The 17,275-nt window shown below is 70.5% G+C and carries 17 protein-coding genes and 1 pseudogene; 11 read left to right on the forward strand and 7 right to left on the reverse strand.

Annotated features, from left to right (window positions below; all coding sequences use genetic code 11):
- The first annotated feature begins 139 nt into the window (after positions 1–139).
- Complete coding sequence (locus ACIPM1_RS15370) at positions 140–712, forward strand: dihydrofolate reductase family protein (RefSeq protein ID WP_356192042.1); 573 nt, start codon at positions 140–142, stop codon at positions 710–712.
- A gap of 103 nt (positions 713–815) precedes the next feature.
- On the opposite strand, the gene ACIPM1_RS15375 is transcribed toward ACIPM1_RS15370, so the two are convergent.
- The gene (locus ACIPM1_RS15375) at positions 816–1,037 is read right to left on the reverse strand and encodes a hypothetical protein (RefSeq protein WP_402434105.1); all 222 of its coding nucleotides are present in this window, start codon (positions 1,035–1,037) and stop codon (positions 816–818) included.
- Positions 1,038–1,271: 234 nt separating this feature from the next.
- Between ACIPM1_RS15375 and ACIPM1_RS15380 the strand changes: the two genes are divergently transcribed.
- Positions 1,272–1,670, forward strand: coding sequence for a VOC family protein (locus tag ACIPM1_RS15380; protein ID WP_402434108.1), 399 nt, complete (start codon positions 1,272–1,274; stop codon positions 1,668–1,670).
- 47 nt (positions 1,671–1,717) lie between these two features.
- Here ACIPM1_RS15380 and aac(6') read toward each other — a convergent pair whose 3' ends face one another.
- Positions 1,718–2,191 carry an aminoglycoside 6'-N-acetyltransferase gene (gene aac(6') / locus ACIPM1_RS15385; RefSeq protein ID WP_402434111.1) on the reverse strand — a complete coding sequence of 158 codons (474 nt, stop codon included), beginning with the start codon at positions 2,189–2,191 and terminating at the stop codon, positions 1,718–1,720.
- Positions 2,192–2,325: 134 nt separating this feature from the next.
- Here aac(6') and ACIPM1_RS15390 point away from each other — a divergent pair, with 134 nt between their 5' ends.
- The 3 genes from ACIPM1_RS15390 (at position 2,326) to cpt (ending at position 4,485) form a co-directional block, all read left to right on the forward strand.
- Positions 2,326–2,847 carry a hypothetical protein gene (locus ACIPM1_RS15390; protein WP_402434114.1) on the forward strand — a complete coding sequence of 174 codons (522 nt, stop codon included), beginning with the start codon at positions 2,326–2,328 and terminating at the stop codon, positions 2,845–2,847.
- A gap of 49 nt (positions 2,848–2,896) precedes the next feature.
- Positions 2,897–3,670 carry a hypothetical protein gene (locus ACIPM1_RS15395; RefSeq protein WP_402434117.1) on the forward strand — a complete coding sequence of 258 codons (774 nt, stop codon included), beginning with the start codon at positions 2,897–2,899 and terminating at the stop codon, positions 3,668–3,670.
- A 281-nt stretch (positions 3,671–3,951) separates the two neighbouring features.
- Positions 3,952–4,485 (forward strand): chloramphenicol phosphotransferase CPT, encoded by a 534-nt coding sequence (gene cpt / locus ACIPM1_RS15400; protein ID WP_402434119.1) that lies wholly within the window; start codon positions 3,952–3,954, stop codon positions 4,483–4,485.
- Positions 4,486–5,104: 619 nt separating this feature from the next.
- Here the strand turns inward: cpt and ACIPM1_RS15405 are convergent.
- Together ACIPM1_RS15405 and ACIPM1_RS15410 are read right to left on the reverse strand one after the other, a co-directional pair.
- On the reverse strand, positions 5,105–5,593 hold the full coding sequence (locus tag ACIPM1_RS15405) for a hypothetical protein (protein WP_402434122.1): 489 nt from the start codon (positions 5,591–5,593) through the stop codon (positions 5,105–5,107).
- Between the two features lie 1,316 nt (positions 5,594–6,909).
- Positions 6,910–7,737, reverse strand: coding sequence for a YqjF family protein (locus tag ACIPM1_RS15410; protein WP_402434125.1), 828 nt, complete (start codon positions 7,735–7,737; stop codon positions 6,910–6,912).
- 484 nt (positions 7,738–8,221) lie between these two features.
- Between ACIPM1_RS15410 and ACIPM1_RS15415 the strand changes: the two genes are divergently transcribed.
- From ACIPM1_RS15415 to ACIPM1_RS15430, 4 genes are all read left to right on the forward strand, one after another.
- Complete coding sequence (locus ACIPM1_RS15415) at positions 8,222–8,401, forward strand: DUF6480 family protein (protein ID WP_402434128.1); 180 nt, start codon at positions 8,222–8,224, stop codon at positions 8,399–8,401.
- Between the two features lie 510 nt (positions 8,402–8,911).
- Positions 8,912–10,141, forward strand: coding sequence for a glycosyltransferase (locus tag ACIPM1_RS15420; RefSeq protein ID WP_402434825.1), 1,230 nt, complete (start codon positions 8,912–8,914; stop codon positions 10,139–10,141).
- Positions 10,142–10,168: 27 nt separating this feature from the next.
- Positions 10,169–10,795, forward strand: coding sequence for a LysR substrate-binding domain-containing protein (locus ACIPM1_RS15425; RefSeq protein WP_402434829.1), 627 nt, complete (start codon positions 10,169–10,171; stop codon positions 10,793–10,795).
- 119 nt (positions 10,796–10,914) lie between these two features.
- Positions 10,915–11,595 (forward strand): formylglycine-generating enzyme family protein, encoded by a 681-nt coding sequence (locus tag ACIPM1_RS15430; protein ID WP_402434131.1) that lies wholly within the window; start codon positions 10,915–10,917, stop codon positions 11,593–11,595.
- Positions 11,596–12,062: 467 nt separating this feature from the next.
- On the opposite strand, the pseudogene ACIPM1_RS15435 reads toward ACIPM1_RS15430, so the two are convergent.
- From ACIPM1_RS15435 to ACIPM1_RS15445, 3 genes and pseudogenes are all read right to left on the reverse strand, one after another.
- Positions 12,063–12,311 (reverse strand): annotated as a pseudogene (locus ACIPM1_RS15435) (FG-GAP repeat protein); the annotation flags it as partial.
- A gap of 51 nt (positions 12,312–12,362) precedes the next feature.
- Positions 12,363–12,854 (reverse strand): hypothetical protein, encoded by a 492-nt coding sequence (locus ACIPM1_RS15440; protein WP_402434134.1) that lies wholly within the window; start codon positions 12,852–12,854, stop codon positions 12,363–12,365.
- A 304-nt stretch (positions 12,855–13,158) separates the two neighbouring features.
- Complete coding sequence (locus ACIPM1_RS15445; protein WP_402434137.1) at positions 13,159–14,436, reverse strand: hypothetical protein; 1,278 nt, start codon at positions 14,434–14,436, stop codon at positions 13,159–13,161.
- Between the two features lie 219 nt (positions 14,437–14,655).
- On the opposite strand from ACIPM1_RS15445, the gene ACIPM1_RS15450 reads away from it, so the two are divergent.
- Both ACIPM1_RS15450 and ACIPM1_RS15455 read left to right on the forward strand, forming a co-directional pair.
- Complete coding sequence (locus ACIPM1_RS15450) at positions 14,656–16,047, forward strand: hypothetical protein (protein ID WP_402434140.1); 1,392 nt, start codon at positions 14,656–14,658, stop codon at positions 16,045–16,047.
- A 390-nt stretch (positions 16,048–16,437) separates the two neighbouring features.
- Positions 16,438–17,238, forward strand: coding sequence for a thioesterase family protein (locus ACIPM1_RS15455; RefSeq protein WP_402434143.1), 801 nt, complete (start codon positions 16,438–16,440; stop codon positions 17,236–17,238).
- Positions 17,239–17,275 lie beyond the last annotated feature (37 nt).

The following is a 17,275-nucleotide window of genomic DNA, read 5'->3' on the forward strand; positions in this document are numbered from 1 at the left end:
GTACCCGCGGGGCGGCCGATGAGTTTCTTCCCCATCGGCAGTCAGAGACCATGTTCGGTGCGCGCCAGCCGCGAGTGCTGCCGGATCCCGCGCCGACCGACTTCGCCGAAAACCGGACACGAGACATCGAGGAACCAGTATGCGCACCCTGATCAGCACCGCCTTCGTATCCCTCGACGGAGTCGTGGAGGCCCCGGGCGGCGAGCCCGGATACCGCAACGCCGGGTGGACCTTCAAGGACATCGAGTTCCTCCCCGAGGCCTTCGACATCAAGGGCCGTGAGCAGCGGGAAGCCACGGCGATGCTCATGGGCCGGACCAGCTACGAGGCGTTCAGCCCGGTGTGGCCCGACATGGAGGACTTCGCCGACTACAAGGTGATGCCGAAGTACGTCGTCTCCACCACCCTCGGCAAGGACGACCTGGTGTCGAACTGGGGCGAGACGACGATCCTGCGCTCGCTCGACGAGGTCGCCGAACTGAAGGAGACCGAGGGCGGCCCGATCATCGTCCACGGCAGCGCCTCCCTGAACCACGCCCTCTCCGACGCCGGTCTGATCGACCGCTATCACCTGCTCGTCTTCCCGCTGCTGCTCGGCGCGGGCAAGCGACTGTTCAGCACCACGGACAAGGACACGCAGAAGCTGAAGCTGGTCGAGCACGAGGCCTACGCCAACGGTGTGCAGAAGAACGTGTTCGACGTGATCCGCTGACGGCGGCTCCGGCGCTCGTCATGGGCGCCGGCAGCGCGCGACTGCACGGCCGGGTAATGAGCTCGTGCCGCGCCCGGGGACCACGACCGTACTCTGGCGGGCATCAGCCTTTGAGGCGGTAGCTGTCCCCCATGGTGGGCGTCGTGTTGTGCTGGGCTATCGCGCTGAAGGACTGCCGGTCGTGCGCGGCCATCTGACGTCGCGTCCTCTCGATGAGCAGGCCGTCCGCGTTCTCGGTCGGCCTGCTGCCGCGCCGCAGCAGCACCCGGACGAGCGTCAGCACCACGGCCGCAAGCAGCCCGAAGAGCAACCCGATCGCCACCATCGCGCACCCCCGTCGACAGAGATGGCCCCTGATCCGCCCGCTGACTCCTCACTCTAGGACGGGTCTTTCCGCTGGGGAACGTTCGCGGACAACGTCCTCTCCGGCGCTGCCCCGCTCGTCCGTGCGCACCGGGCATCGGTCGACGCCGCCGAGCACATCGCGATCGCCGAGCGCGTCGCCCTTCAGCACGCGAGCGACGTTCGACTCCCGGGCCGGCTCCGTACACTGACGGGCATGGCATGCCGCATCAGTGAGCTGATCCTCGACTGCGCCGACCCCGAGCGGCTCGCCGCATTCTGGAGCGAGGTCCTCGGCTATGTGGAACTCGGCCGGGAGGAGGACGGGAGCATCGAGATCGGGCCGCCCGACGCCGGCTTCGGCGGTCCGCAGCCCACCCTCGTCCTCAGCCCCAGCAGCGCCCCGCGGACCGGGAAGCTCCCCCTGCACATCGACGTCAACGCCACCGACCGCGACCAGGACGCCGAGTTGGAGCGACTGCTCGCACTCGGCGCAAAGCCCGCGGACGTCGGCCAGACCGGCGCCGAGAACTGGCACGTCCTGGCCGACCCGGAGGGCAACGAATTCTGCCTCCTGCACGCCCGGCTCCAACCGCTCCGACCACACGCGTCCTGAGGCCAGGCAGTGGGCCCGCTCCGGGCGCGACGTGGCAGCGGGCTCGGTCAGTCCAGTTCGTGTGCGAGCAGGTCCATCAGCAGCCCGTCCTGCCAGACGCCCGTTCGGTGATTGCGCCAGTAGGCCCGCATGACCCCGACCGGCCTGAAGCCGACCCGGCGATAGCAGCGGATCGCAGTGGTGTTGGCCGCGGCGGGATCGATGGTCAGCCGGTGGTGGCCGCGTTCCCGGACCAGCCACCGGGCCATCGTGCGCACCGTGTCCGTGCCCAGACCCTTGCCATGCTGCCGCGCCGCCAGGAAGACGTCGATGCCGGCATGGCGGAACTCGGGGTCGGTCTCCTCCTCGAACTGGACGGCTCCGATCACTTCACCCTCGTGAACGACGGCGAGCATGCCGGCGTAGTCGTCGGGGGGCGGCCACCACTGCGCGACCTCCGGCTCGCTCACGATCCTGTCGAGGATCTCATCATCGCCGTCCGTAACGGGCCGCAGGACGACCCTCTCCCCGCGCAGCTCCATGCCCTCCATCCTCGCAGGGGAGGTGAAGGATTCCGTGGGAACAGCCCAGAAGACGGCACCGGCACTCGACTGCCCAGGTTCGCCCTCGAGGCTCACCTGGTGCCACCGCCCTGGGATGGCCCAAGCTGGCCCGCATGGACTGGTTGCCACTGCTCTCCACCCTGACCGGTGCCGCGATCGGCATCGTCGCCACTCTCATCGCCGACCGGAACCGGTGGAAGCACGAGGATGTCAAAGAAGCTCTGCGGCTGCGGCTCGACATCTACACGCAGTACACCACCACCGTGAAGGTCCTCGGCGAGAGCCTGCGGGCCCTGGCCGAGCGGGAGCACCCTTCCGACGACGAGCGGGCGCTCGCGCTGCGCGAAGCCTTTCGGGAGTCAGGCATAGCCATCGCATCAGAACGGATGTGGCTCATCGCGCCCCAACCCGTCGTCAAGGCCTCCAACAGCGTGTTCCACTGCCTGCGACGCATCTGCGACGGCTACGTCGACGGCATTGCCGTCAGCAGTCCGGAGGATCGCGCCCGCTGGGAGGCGCGCGGCCAAGCAGCCGCCAAGATGCGCAAGCTCATGCGTGAAGATCTCGGGGTCGGCCCCCTCACCGAACGCCACAGCCCCCGTCTCGACGACTACGACGACGTCGCCGCGCAGTGATCGTGACCGTGGCACCAACGCCATGAGATGGCACACCTAGGGTTTCGGCATGCCAGACTCCACGAAGCGCCAATCGCCTCAGCACCTCGGCCTGTTGTCCTCACCCCCGGGAGGGGGGAAGAGCCGCCGGCAACTGGTAGGCCGCTCGGTCATCGGTCTGCTGGTCCTGGCCGGGGCCGTATGGCTGCTCCACCCGGCCGGCCCCGGACCGGGTGACCACGCCCCCATGCCGGTGTGCTCCAGCGACGACGGCAGCAGCTTGCGCGCCGATGTCAACGGCGACGGAATCCTGGACGAGATACACGACCCGGGCCGTGACGGCAAAGCCTTCGTCGTCTTCTTACTTCGTGACGACCGGCGCAGGGTGAGTGTCGACGAGGCTCGGAGTCCCTGGCAGAAGGCCTCGGGTGCGTTGCACTCGGCCATGGCGACGCGGGGCACGTTCGGCGACTTCGACGGTGACGGCCATGTCGATCTCGCGTTGTTCTACAGCCAGCGGGACAACGGCGATACGCCCCGCTCCTACATGCCCGTCCACGAGGTCCGCTACGGACCGCTCGCCCAGGACCTGAGCAGCGAACGCACCGGCACCATCCGTATACGATCGGCGTCCTTCGTCCACGGGGTACGAACCACCGACCAGAACCGCGACGGCCGTGCCGAACTTCAGGTGTACCAATCCGGCGGAGACGGAGCGGTGTCCCGGCTCGTCGGCCGCCAGAACGGCTACGGCGTGACCGTGGGCGAGCAAGACTTCTCGTACGTCGAACCGGACGACGACCTCGGGTGGCCCGACTTCGGCATCTGCGTCGGCTACTACTAGCGCCGAGCATCCTTCAGCAGTACTGGAAGGCCTCTCCGCGACGTCGCCGGCCGGGCCTTGCGTCTGGCCCGCCGACGCCGGACCGGGCCCCGGAGCCGGCCGTGAGGGCTTACGCGCCGCGCACTTCAGAGGCCACGCCCACGCGGCGCACGGCGCGCTGTCGCAGCGATGCCGGCGGCCTCCCGGAGTTCGACCAGCGGCCCCAGCCGTGGAGGCTGGAGCGGAGCGGTGTGTGCCGATATTCGTTTCGTGCCGTGAGGGAAGGGCCTTACCGTGGCGCGGTGACGACTCAGATGATCATCCTCAACGGTGGCTCCAGTTCGGGGAAGTCCGGGATCGTACGGTGTCTGCAGGCCGTACTGCCGGATCCATGGCTGGCGTTCGGCTGCGACTCGTTCGTCGACGCTCTGCCCGCGAGAATGCAGGCGTCGGACGGAGGGATCGCGTTCTCAGCGGATGGCGAAGTGAGCGTCGGAGCGGAGTTCCGTGCCCTGGAGGCGGCCTGGACGGAGGGGGTCGTGGCGATGGCCCGTGCGGGCGCCAGGATCATCATCGACGATGTCTTCCTCGGCGGAGCCGCGTCCCAGCAGCGGTGGCAGCAGGCTCTGGGCTCGCTGGCCGTGCTGTGGGTCGGCGTCAGATGTGAGAGCGCCGTCGCCGCGGGCCGCGAGGTCGCACGCGGAGACCGCATCAGGGGAATGGCCGCGTCGCAGGCGGATGCGGTCCACCACGGGGTGTTCTACGACCTGGAGGTGGACACCACGCATTCCGAGTCACTGGAGTGCGCGCGCACCATCGCCGCCCGCGTCAGCTGATCGCCGGACCGGCTCCCAGCTCCCACGCTCCACGAGATGCCGCCCCCCGTTGCCCTCGCCCGCGCTGTCGGGGCCGCGGCACATTCGACGTGCCGGCGGAGTCGCACGTTCACCGGGAGGGACTCCGGCGACTCCCCCACCCATCGTTCCCGCCCTCCCCCGCCCCGCGTCCCGCCCAGTGACACAGCCCCGGCACGTCCCTCCCCGCCGGGCACGCTCCCGGCCCGCGCTCCCGGTCCCGGCCCGCGCTCCCGGTCCCGTTTCCGGTCCGGATCCCCAGGCCCAGGCCCGGCGGCCCCGACCCCGGACTCACCAAGAGCATCCGCACACGGCAGGCGTTATGCGCTGTCGTCACCCGTTCAGCGGTACCCGAGCGGGTGGGAGGAAGCAGGCGGTCACCGCTCAGGGGCCCGCGCCGACAGGTGGCGGTCTGGCGGGTAGCGCACGGCTGTTGAGGTCAGTGGAACGGGCGGGCGGCTGCCCGGCAGGGGGCGGCAGTGCCTGCTGTCCGGCACCGCCATGGGAGTGCGCGGGGCGCGGGTGTCGGACAATGGACAGGCCGAAGCCCCGGCCCGATTCCGGCGGGCCGGGGCTTCCGCATTACTCGGTCGGCGCGGGATCAGTCCTTGTAGTCGTGGTCGACCACGCGGAAGCTGCCCACGACACCGTTCTTGACCTTGACACCCCTGGTGTGCCGCACGTGCACGCCGTCGCTGGAGCTGTGCGGGCCGACGGTGGCGATGGGAGCGCCGTTGTCACAGACCACACCGCGGAAGACCTCGACGGTCTTGCGGCTGTCGTTGCGGATGTTCAGGGTCTTGGCCCCCAGGCCGCTGATGACGGTGATGCAGTCACCGGCGTGGGAGGAGTACGAGCGCTCGTTGATGAAGATCCGGCCGTCGTCGTAGTCGCCGCCCTTGGGGGCGCCACCGTCGAGGGGAGCCGCTGCGGGAGCCGCCGCGGGAGCGGCCGGAGCCGCCTGGACCGCCGGGGCCGCCGGCGCCGCCGCAGGCACCGAAGCGGCCGAGGCGTAGGTGATACCCGTCGCCACCAGAGCCGCGGCAGCCGCGACACCTGCGGTGACAACAGTGGAACGAGAGGTCTTCATGTCGCTTCTCCTGTCTCACGGACACCGGCTCGACAGCCGGTACGAGATTGAACGTAACGATCACCCCCACGTCTGTCATATCGGGCGTTTCGGAGAGCCGGTCCCGGAGCGCCAAATGGGGTATTTCCGGCGCCCTCGCCCCTTCCCTTCGGCCGCATGGTGCGCGACAAACCCCTCTAAAAATAAGCGTATTGACATACGATTAGCCCTTTAAGGTGATCTACTGACGCCCGCTCACCCAATACGCCCGCGTGTCGCTCCTCCGACACCAAGGCGAGTCGCGCTATGGAGGCGGTGCGCACACGCCACGGCGCCACCGCGACACCCTCGAGGGCCGGCATGACGGGGCGGACAACGTGACGAGCATCAGCCCGGAGCCCGCGGGCGGCGGTCCCGCGCTCGGGGCTGCGGCCCAGCCGGCGCCGGCTCGCCTATCCCACCGGTCCCGAACCCTTGTGCGCCTCCAAGACGTCCCGGATACGGCTCACGGCCGCCGGAGGGAAGTTCTACGACAGCACCACCGCGGAGACGGCCGAAATCTCTGCCCGCCTCTACGCCGGCATTCCGGCCGAGGACCTGGCAGTCGCGGGCCGCCTGGGCAGGGCATGACGCATCGGAGAGGCCTACCGGGCCGTTCGCCTGCACCGACGGGACGCCGAACGCGCGCTCGGGAGAGTGCGTCCACTCGGCCCCGATCTCGCGGGAGGAGGGGTGGCGGCGGAAGTCATTGACACGATCGTGCCCCGGCAGATGGCCCGGGTCCGAGCGCATCCGCTCCGGGCCGCGCGGCGACTCGAGGCCACCGATATCGAGGCATCCTGGACATACGGTCCCGGAACAACCGTGGCCATGCTGTCGGCACCCGCGGAGCAACTCTTGCTCCTGCCATGGGGCCGAACACCCAGCAGCAGCGAGGCTTTTCGGCTGGACCGGAGACCGGCGTACTGGTCGCGGGCGGCAGTCCGGGGTGCGGATCGTCCGGCAGGGCGGTTCGGCCGATGAGTTCACCGTCCTCGAACGGTCTGTCCATCACCACGACCAGGCGCAGTGACGCTGTCCCGGGGTGCTTGGCTGGTCGTGGGCTGACTTCGGCAGAGATCAATTTCCTGTAGTGGCCTCGACGTTCATCAGTACCAGCAGCGCGCGAAGCAGGTGGGTGGCGCGAGCGTGGTCAGTGCGGAGCTTGGTGCGGGTGCACCAGTTCTTCGGATGGGCGAAACCGCGCTCGACCGGGGCGCGTCCTGCGGCCAGGATCCGGTCGGTCTCCCTTTCGGCGGGTGCGAACTTTCTTACAACAGCCGCCGGGGGCAACGCGGTTACGCCCCGCCGCTGTGCGGCCTCGTCACGCGGGGGTGGTGAACTTCCCGACGACCCGGCCGCAGCCGGACGGGCGGGCCGAACCGGACCGGCACTCCAGGGGCGTACAGGACACTGGCCGGCTCGGTCCGAGGCGGGGTGAGGCCGGCCGCCGCGATCAGGGACGCGTCCCAGCCGAGCAGGTCGCATCTGCGGAACGTCCACACCGGGTGGGCGTTGGGCATGTAGTACGTGCGCTTCACAAGGCGTTCGTGCAGGCCCCAGCGGCGGGTCAGGAACTCGTCCAGCGGCAGCGGCGTCACGACCTCGTCGCCGACATCGAGCCGGACGTGACCGGCGGGGCGGGCGCCCGTACGGCCACGGGTGCGGTACAGCAGCCGGCGCCCGTACCACTCGCGGGAAACGTGCGACCAGCGGTAGGGCAGTCCGAAGCCCATGCGGGCCGCGGCGACGGGCAGCAGCCGGTCGCAGTCCAGGGAGCGGAACACCACCCCTCGGCGGCCGAGGGCGTCCCTGCTGTACAGGCGCACGTTGACTTCGTTGAATGCCCCGAGGTACGGCAGCGGCGGCGTATGGCCGAAGGCGAGGTCCTGCATGCGGAAGAAGACCAGGCCCACGTAGGTGCGGCCGCGGTACAGGTCGGGAACGGTTCCGGGCGGGAGCAGCCGGGCGACCTCGAAGGGGTCGGCCTCCCAGTGCAAGAACACCAGGTCCCGCCAGAACTGCCGGAACAGGACATGACGGAGTGGGCGGGGCGCCAGAGCTGTGAGTGGCTCGACCTCCGCGGCCTCGTGGGGCTGCCGTCGGCCCCGGTGCGTCTCAGGCATACCGCGGCCCGTCGGACGGCGCGTTGATCGCGACGGCTCGTCCGGTCGATCCTCTGCGGGCCGAGAGGTCCACGACGCCTCCTGTCACTCGTCGAAGGCGAAGCCACGCCCCGCCCACCTCGCTCTCACTTCCGGCGAAAAGCGCACAACGGTTGCAGTCCCAGCGCGCGGCAGGCCGCGGGCGGCCCCGCGGCGGAAGCCCGAGGAGCAGCCGAGAGGTCCACTCGGGGACCGACGATCGGCGACACCGAGGTGCACTACGGGCACCCCGCCCATGCCGGCCGAGGCCGCGGATTCAGCGCGGCATCGACAGCGATCAATGCCCTTCCACCGAAAGTTCCGCTTCGGACACCGCATCCAACAGAACAGAAATGGGCGAAAAGCGTTTCAAAGCGACATAATAGATGGTGAGGCCCACCGGTCAGCCGTCTCCGCCCGGCGACAGACGGCTGAACCGTCACCCCGCACGGAAGTGGGATACGACATGACTGAACCCCTGCGCCGGCCCGGTGAGACCCCTCCGGGGGAGGGCTGCACCGCGGAAGCCCATCAGGAACGGCCGGACGGCGGTGTCTGGGAGCACCCTTACTTCTGGCTCGGCCTGATCGTCCTCGGGTCAGTGGTCATCGCGGCTTTCTTCGTGGCGCGCATCGTCGGCCTGTGAACCGGCGGCAGGCACGTCCTGGTCGGCCCCGGGGTCGGCCGGGACGGAACCTCTTTGCGTCCGGTTACGGGGTGCCGCGACGGGCCGCAGCAGAAAGTCGCAGAGGACACCCGGCGAGCCGGAGGTGACATACAACCGCAGGCGGCCGTCGGTGCGGACGACCGCGAGGTCGGGGCTCGTGCCCGACGGAGCCTGATCCGGTGCGAGGAGCGCAGCGGCAGACACCGCGACCGCGGTTCGCCTGCGCCACCGCGTGGCGCGCTCGCCTCTCTCCCCCACCGTGCAGCCCCCTATCGCGCCCGATCATGGTTGAGGACAGTGTCGCGAAGAGGCTTGTCGTCCACGGCGAACCGCCAAAAAAACGGGAAAGGGCGTCACCCGCTCCTTTCCATTTACAACGTATAGCGCACCGGGGGGCTTGCGGCAAGACCCGGGTCGTGCCGCAGAATCGCCCGCCGAAGCCCGAAGCCTGTAGCCCGAAATCGAGGAAATGGGAGTCGCCAGGTGCGTGTGTTGTTGTCGACGTACGGCTCGCGCGGGGATGTCGAACCGCTGGGGGGACTCGCGGTGCAGCTGCGGGCGCTCGGCGCGGAGGTGCGGGTGTGCGCGCCGCCGGACGAGGACTTCGCGCAGCGGCTGGCCGGTGTGGGCGTGCCGCTGATCCCGGTCGGCCGGTCGGCGCGGGCGCTGACGAACGAGGCGCCGCCACCGTCGTCCCTGCCCCAGCGCGCGGCCGAGTTGATCGCCGATCAGCTCGACGTGGTCCTTTCGGCGGCCGACGGGTGCGACGCGCTGGTGGCGACGGGCGTGCTGCCGGCCGCGGCCGGCGCGCTGTCGGTGGCCGAGAACCTGGGCATCCCCTCCGTGTCCGTGACCTTCCAGCAGCTCACTCTGCCGTCGCCGTACCACCCGCCACTGGCGTACCCGGGGCGGCCGTTCCCGCCGGGGGTGACCGACAACCGGGTGCTGTGGGACCTCGACGCCCAGAGCATCGACGCGCTGTTCGGCGCGGCGCTCCATACGAACCGGGCGTCGATCGGCCTGCCACGGGTGGACAGCGTGCGCGACTACGTCCTCGGTGACCGGCCGTGGCTGGCGACGGACCCGGTCCTCGACCCGTGGCGAGAGCCGGCGGACCTCGACGTCGTACAGACGGGAGCGTGGGTCCTCCCCGACGTCCGCCCGCTGCCGGCCGATCTGGTGGCGTTCCTGGACGCCGGCGCACCGCCTGTGTTCGTAGGTTTCGGCAGCATGCCCATGCACACGTCGGCGGACGTCGCCGAGGTGGCCGTCGAGGTGATCCGGGCGCTGGGCCGCCGCGCGGTCGTGGCGCGCGGCTGGGCCGACCTGGCCCTGGTCGACGACCGGGACGACTGCTTCGTCGTGGGCGAGGTCAACCATCAGGCGCTGTTCGGCCGGGTGGCCGCCGTCGTGCACCACGGCGGCGCGGGCACCACGACGACGGCAGCCCGGGCCGGGGCGCCTCAGGTGGTGGTACCCCAGGCGGCGGACCAGCCGTACTGGGCCGGCCGTGTGGCCGACCTGGGTGTCGGCGTGGCCCACGACGGTCCGACGCCGACCAGCGCGTCCCTGTCGGCCGCGCTCAGGACGGCCCTGGCCCCCGACACCCGCGCACGCGCGGCCGCCGTGGCCGGCGACATCCGTACCGACGGGGCGGAGGTGGCCGCGAAGCTGCTGCTCGACACGGTCGGCCGGGGCAGGCCGCCGGCGGGCGCGTGAGCCGGACTGGGCGTCGGCGGCCTTCTCCTGCCGGGCGCGCTCGCCCGGCTGGCGACAGCCCATCCCGACACCGTGGTCCATGTCAGGGAACACGAGCCCGAGGGCAGCCTCCCGCTCGTCCGTCAGGGCACCGTGGACCTCGCACTCGCGTACCACTTCGACGGACCGCTGCCGGGGCGGCCGGGGCCGAACTCCGGCCTGGCGTGGGCAGCGCTCATGGATGACCCCCTGCACGTCGTCCTGCCCGCCGCGCACCGCCTGGCCGACCGCGAGGCACTCGAACTCACCGAGCTTGCCGAAGAGCCCTGGGTGCTCGGGTGTCTCAAGACCGAGGCCTACCTGCGCCGCTACGCCGAGCACGCCGGCTTCACGCCCGAGGTGCGCGGCACCACGACCGACTACTTCTTCGCGCGCTCGCTCGTCGCCGCGGGGATGGGAATCTCACTGATCCCCTCCATCGCACTGACCCCGGAGGTACCGGGTCTACGCACCGTCCCGATCAAGCCGCCGGCTCCGACCCGCCACATCGGCATCGCCACGATCCGCCGCCGCGACCACCCGCAACTCCGCACGCTGGTGCGCGCTCTGCCGGAACAGGTGACGCAGCAGAGTCGTGGGGAGAAGGAGACGGGCGCCCGCCATGGGGACCCGTAGCCGACTGATCTTTTCGAGCCGGTTACCCACCGAACTCTGCGGCCATTGGCTTGAGGGCCTGGGCACCGTCCCTTTCGAGCGCACCTTTGCCTGGCTTCACCCGACGTAGGGTGCCCGTCATGGAGACGGGGGCAGGAAACGAGATGGTCGCAGTTCCACCAGGGCGAGTGATGCTCTCGGACCGGCGGACGCGACGCAGTTGGCCAGTCGAAGTCGCACCATTCCAGATGGCGGCGTTCCCGGTCACGCAGTCGTTGTACGCACAGGTCACTGGTCAGCGTCCGAGCAGCGCCCAGGGCGACCGGCTGCCCGTTGAGGGCGTTTCGTGGTGGGACGCCACTCGGTTCTGCAACACGTTGTCCCAGCGCGAGGCGCTGACGCCCGCGTACCACCTCCATGCCGACGCCGATACGGCCGAATGGGACAGCTCCGCAGACGGATACCGGCTGCCGTCCGAGGCCGAATGGGAGCACGCCTGTCGTGGGGGGACCACCGGCCCGCGATACGGCAGGCTCGACGAGACCGCCTGGTACCGGGGCAACTCGGATGGGACACCCCACCCTGTCGGCGGCAAACAGCCCAACCCCTGGGACCTGTATGACATGTTGGGCAATGTATGGAACTGGTGTTGGGATGTCTACGACGCCGAGGTGTATGGCACCTATCGGGTGCTCCGTGGCGGTGGATGGGCCGACGAGCACTGGAGCTGCCGGGCCTCGGTGCGACGGCGCAGCCACCCGACCTTTCGGATCGACGACGTGGGGTTTCGCATCGCGCGCTCCGTGGTGCGTCGACCGTGACAGCGCGCCTGGAACAGTCGGTCAGTGCTCCAGGCGGAGACCTGATCCATACTCGACGCCGCGCCGTCTCGGGTGAAGGGCCCGTACCGTACGGAACCCGCCCCGCGAGGAACGCCGCCCTCGCTGCCCCACGTCACCACGTCCAGGTGCTGGTCACCGTCGACGTATCGGACGGTGAAGCCGGTCGTCCATGTCGCCTCGGGCAGGTGCAGCAGAAGCGTGCGCCGTGGGGACAGGCCCGTGGGGCCGCCCCAGTTGACGGTGACGTTGTGGCCCGCTTCGCCGTCGACCGGCGCCCAGCGGACGAACGACAGCAGGTCGGCGTATCCGTCGGCGTCGAGGTCGCCGCTGCGCAGGACACTGCCGTAACCCTGCTCGGGCGATTCGGTGTACTCCTTCGAGGCATCCAGCACTTGCAGACCCGGGGTGGCCGGACGGCCGGACGGGCCGTACAGGACCCGAACGCCTCCGGCGCTCGGTCCTGCGGCGGTTCTGGTCTGCGGCACGCCGATCGCGAGGTCGGGGTATCCGTCACCGTTGTAGTCGTCCCGCAGGCCGTCGGCGCCGGGGACGACGGTCGTCGTGGTGGGGCCGACGGCGACTGCGTCGAGGACCAGTGCGGCGCCCACGCCCAGGGTGCCCGCCAACGCAACAGCGGGCCGGCGTTGTTGGCGGCCAGGAGCACGCCGCGTCCCGCGCGCAACAGCTTGGGGCACGGCTACTCCGCTTGTACGGGCGGCGGTTGACGGTGAAGAGGGATCAGAGCGTCACGCGGCACCGAGTTGAGCAGTGATCTTCGCGAGGGCCTTGTCGGCGGGGTGTTGTTTGATCAGGCCTTCGCGGCCCGCGGCGCGGAGTTCCAGCACCGCCGTCCCGTCGGGGGCCGCGGCCACAACGGCCGTCACGACGGCGGGGTTCATGCCGCCGAGTCCGACGCCGACGATCGCCCGCATGGTGACGCCCCCGTCGTCGCGCGCCTGTGTTCCTGTCAGGCTCCCCAATCCGGTCAGGATGCCGTGGAGCAGTGCGGAAGCCGCCTCGACTGTTCCGGGCAGTGGTAGGCGAGTGGTGCTCACGTCCTTCTTCGTCCACTTGAAGCCTCGCGCGGCTCCGCGCGCACCGCCGCGTGCTCCGGCTCTGCCCAGTCCACCGTGCCCGGTGATCGTGCCTCCGGCGGCGCCCCCTATCGCGCCACCCCTCGCGCCGAGTTGCATCATCGCCGCAAGCAGGAGTTCATCCTCGCCGGCCTCGTCGAACACGCCCGCCTCCTCGGTCCCACGCATCAGAAAGCCGTACGGCCTCGCGGCCGGGCAGGGGATCGCATGGCGGGCCGGTCCGGTCTCGCGACGGTGTACGGGGCCCCCAGTCCTATCACTGCCCGGCCCTCCGCGCCCACTGCCCCCACCTGACCCGCGAAGGTCTCACCGAGACGCGGGTCTCCGCAGGTCACAAGGGGTGCGTAGCGCGGCACCGCGTGATCGGGACCTACGCAGAGGTCCCGAGGCCCGTCCGGTTCGGCCCGTCACGCCACCCGTCCCCGAACAGGGACTGAGGGCGACCCGCTCACGTCCCGTCGGCGTGTACGGCGTAGACGTACCGCTTGTTGACGTACTCGCTGGCGTTCCAGATCACGGACTCGCTGTAGGCCCAGCCGGACGCGCCGCTGCTGTGGTAGCTGAGGTCCTCGCAGCCGATGGCCAGGTCGCAGACGACGGTCGCGGTCGAGTCGCCGGAGGTGAAGGTGCGCAGTGAACCCTTGGTGGAGGGGCCGGCGCTCGTCGACAGGTAGTGCTTGCTGTTGCGTGACACGACGCCCTGGATCTTCTGCTGGGCGACGGTCACGGCTTCGGACGCGGTGAGCGAGCCCACCTGCCGGTTGGTGTAGTCGAGGTTCCAGCGGACGACCTTGGGGGTGGTCGTTCCGGGGCCGGTGCCGTTGAAGGTGCCGTCCGTGTAGTCGACGGTGCCTGAGAGGGAGTACTCGCTCACCACCAGGCTGTCGGGGGTGCTGGCGCGGTCGAGCCCGATGGCGGTGTAGCGCAGGTACGTCCCGGCGTTGTCGTAGGCGTAGCTCTGGGGCAGGACGTACTGGTACCCGTAGCCGTAGTACAACCCGTCGGTGTGCAGGCCGCACACGTCCTTCTGGGCGGTGTCGACCGTGAAGAGGGTGTTCAGGTCGAACACCCTCAACCCCTTGTAGGTGTCGACGACATAGAGCAGGTTGCCGTACCACATGATGCCGCCGGCGTGCTTGCGGATGGGGTTGAAGGAGTATTCCCCGGTGGCGGTGGTGACCGGCTCGACCAGAAGGACGTGGCGGTACGTCGGTGTGGAGGCGGTGTTGTAGTCGACGAACGTCAGCCGCAGGCCCTTGTCGAGCGTGTACTCGTCGACGCCGTCGCCGTCGGGGTCGGTCTCGAAGTACCAGGAGGCGAGCACGACCTTGTTGGTGCCGCCCGACGGGTAGACCCCGTTGCCGTAGGCGTCGGCGCTGGTGGTGACGCCCTGCGGGATCCAGTAGTCGACCGCCTGGTCGTCGCTGTCCCAGGCGAAGCCGGTGGCGAACGCCTCGACGGTGCTGGGGGCGCTGGTGAGGTGGGTGGCGCTGCGGTTGGTGTCGGCGATGACGGTCATGGCGTCCACCGTGGTCAGCCTGGCCGCCAGGCCGGCGGTCAGGGCCGCGAACTCGCCGTATTTGTTGCCGGATCGGGCGGCGAGCGTGAACTGGCCGGCGTCGATGGCGGCCGCCTCGGCGACGGTGGGTGACAGCACGCTTCCCGCTGCCGCGACGAAGGGTGCGGCGGCCAGGCCCTTGAGGATCGTTCTTCGTGACATGCTCATGGGGAGGCAAGGTAAGGGCAGTTGATCAAGTGACACAACCCCGCTTGCGCGAAGACCCCTCCGGCCCACCGGCCCGCGCCTGGGCCCTGACCGATCACGGAGAGTGCGGTCCTTCCACGCCCTGTCGGCCGCGAGGCCGCGCGGACCGTAATCCGGGCGACTGTACGTGGGCCTCGGCCCTACGATCACTCAGAACGGCAGGTCGGGGGAGGTCGGTCAGTGGACGAGGACGTCAGGGGCGGAGCAGTGGCAGCCGGGCAGTTGGCTCGCGGCGCCGGGGTGCGGGAGGTCGTCGACATCGGTGATCCGGGCGCATGGCTGGCGCTGGACGAGGGCGTGCGTGCGGACCTGTGGAACTCGCCGACGCCGTACGGCCTCCCGGCCTGGGAGACGACGGAGGAAGGGGCCCGGCTGAACTCTGCTCTGCGGGGCAGGGGGCGGCTGACCGCGGCGCTGCGGGGCGGCGGACGGCTGACGGAGTCCCAGCTCGTGCTCGCCCTGTGCCACCGGGACGGCCGGATCCGGCACCGCGCCTTGGGGCAGGCCGTCGGGCACCGGGAGCTGTTGCCGCTGGTGGTCGTGCGATGCGCGGACTGGGCGGAGCCGGTGCGGGAGCTGGCCCGCGGTCAGCTGTCGCGGGCGCTGGACGCGGAGACCGCCGTCCGGCTCACCTCGCTGGTGCTGCGCGTCGGCCGGCGCAGCCGCGGCGACTTCGCCGTCGCCCTGGTGAGCGAGGTGCTGTGCCGGGCGCCCAAGGAACGGTTCACGCCGTTGCTCGACGACGCCGACCGCGCCGTACGCCGTTTCGCGCACCGCCTCGCCGTCGGGCAGGGGCTCCTCTCCCCTGTCGAGCTGGCGCGCGCGGCCGCACGCGACGAGGACGCCGTCGTCCAGAGTCTGTGCGCCGACGCCGCGCTGGCGGCCGTGGCGAAGGGGGACGCGGAGGAAGGCGATGCCGACGACGTCGTCGGGCTCCTCCTCGCCGCCCGCAGTCCCCGCGCCCGGTCGGCCGGGGTCACGGCGCTGCGGAGGTTGGGGCGGTCGGAGCAGGCCGTGGGCTTCCTTACGGACCGATCGGGCCTGGTACGGGCCTGTGCCCGGTATGTCGTACGCCGGCTCGGAGGTGATCCGCTCGCCTGGTACCGGAAGCGGTGCGCCGACCCGGCGGACGACGCGCTCCCGCCCGGTGCCGCCATCGGGCTGGCGGAGTGCGGGGAGCGCGCAGACGCCGCCCTGCTGTGGCCGCTGCTGGACCATCCGGTGTCACGGGTGCGGGCGCAGGCGGTGGCCGGGCTGCGGACGCTGGACGCGACGGACGTGGCGCGGATGCGTCTGCTGCTGGACGACCCGGCGCCGGGGGTGGTGCGCGAAGCCACCCTCGCCCTGCTGCCCTCCGCCGAACTGCTGCCGGAACACTGGCTGACGGAGCGACTCGGCACGGAACGTCCCCGGTGGGTGCGTGTCTCGGCGTACCGGCTGCTGGACGCACGGGGCGGAGCCGCAAGGCTGCGGGCGGCGCGGCGGCTGCTTGAGGACGCTGACGAACGGCTTCGGAGACGGGCTGAGCTGACCGTAGGGCGCTCACTCCCCTCTTCGCGGCGTCCGGCCTGAGGGGAATGGTGGGTCGGTCCGGCCGTCTGGCCGTCCGGCCGTCTGGCCGTCCGGCCGTCTGGCCGTCCGGCCGTCTGGCCGTCCGGCCGTCTGGCGGGCATGATCGCGGGGTGAGCGATGTGAGGCTGCCGGCGGCCGGGGCGGGGCGGCACTCCACCTGTGGGTAGAGAGCCGTGCTGGGCCGTTCTGCGCCGCACCGGCTGAATCGGTCGCTCTGCCGGCGTCCGCAGGATCCGGCGCGCGGTGCGAGCGGCACCGAATCGCCCGCCTTGTCCTGTTGTGCGATGCCTCACGGTGACGAGGCGGACGGCGCGTCCTACGATCATCAGCATCGGCACGGAGCTGCCTGTTCCGCATGACGTCCTGTTCTGGCCAGAGGAGAAGGATCCCGTGACCACCGGCACCGGCGCCCGTGAGAGCTACTACGAGCGCACCGACGAGCGCCGCTACAAGCCCACGGCCCATGCGGGAGGCGCCTGGAGCACCGACGAGCAGCACTTCAGTCCGCTCGCCGGCCTCGTCGTCCACGCCATCGACCGCCACCTCGCCCAGCACCCTGCACGGAACCTGAACCTGGCCAGGATCAGCTACGACATCCTCGGGCGCATCGCCCTGGACGAGTGTGAGATCACCGTGGAGACGGTGCGATCAGGCCGGACGATAGAACTCCTCGAAGCCGTCGTGGCCATCGGTGGGCGGACGGTCGTGCGTGCCCGGGCGTGGCTCCTCGCCTCCTACGACACCTCGGCCGTGGCCGACAGCCCGCACGAACCGCTCCCCGATCCCGAGACCCTCTCACGCTGGGCGATGAGCGACGCGTGGGACGGCGGCTACATCTCGTCGATCGACGTCCGGCGGCTGCCGCCGACCCGCAGGGGCCGCACGACGGCCTGGATCTCGTCGCTCGTCGACCTAGTCGCCGGCGAGCCCAGCAGCCCGCTCGCCTCCTACATCGCCCTCGTGGACACCGCCAACGGCATCGCCGTGCAGCAGGATCCCACCGAGTGGATGTTCCCCAACCTCGACCTGACGATCCACCTGCACCGTCAGCCGCAGGGCCCCTGGACGGGGCTGGACACCACCGTCACCTTCGGCCCGTCGGGGCAGGGGCTCACCAGCAGCGTCCTGCACGACGTCCACGGTCCCGTCGGCCAGGCCGAACAAATTCTCACCGTCCGCCGGCTCGCGTAGGGCGGACCAAGGCCGAGCTCGGCCTCGTCCCTTGCAC

The organism is Streptomyces sp. NPDC086766, from assembly GCF_044746005.1.
Classification (GTDB): domain Bacteria; phylum Actinomycetota; class Actinomycetes; order Streptomycetales; family Streptomycetaceae; genus Streptomyces.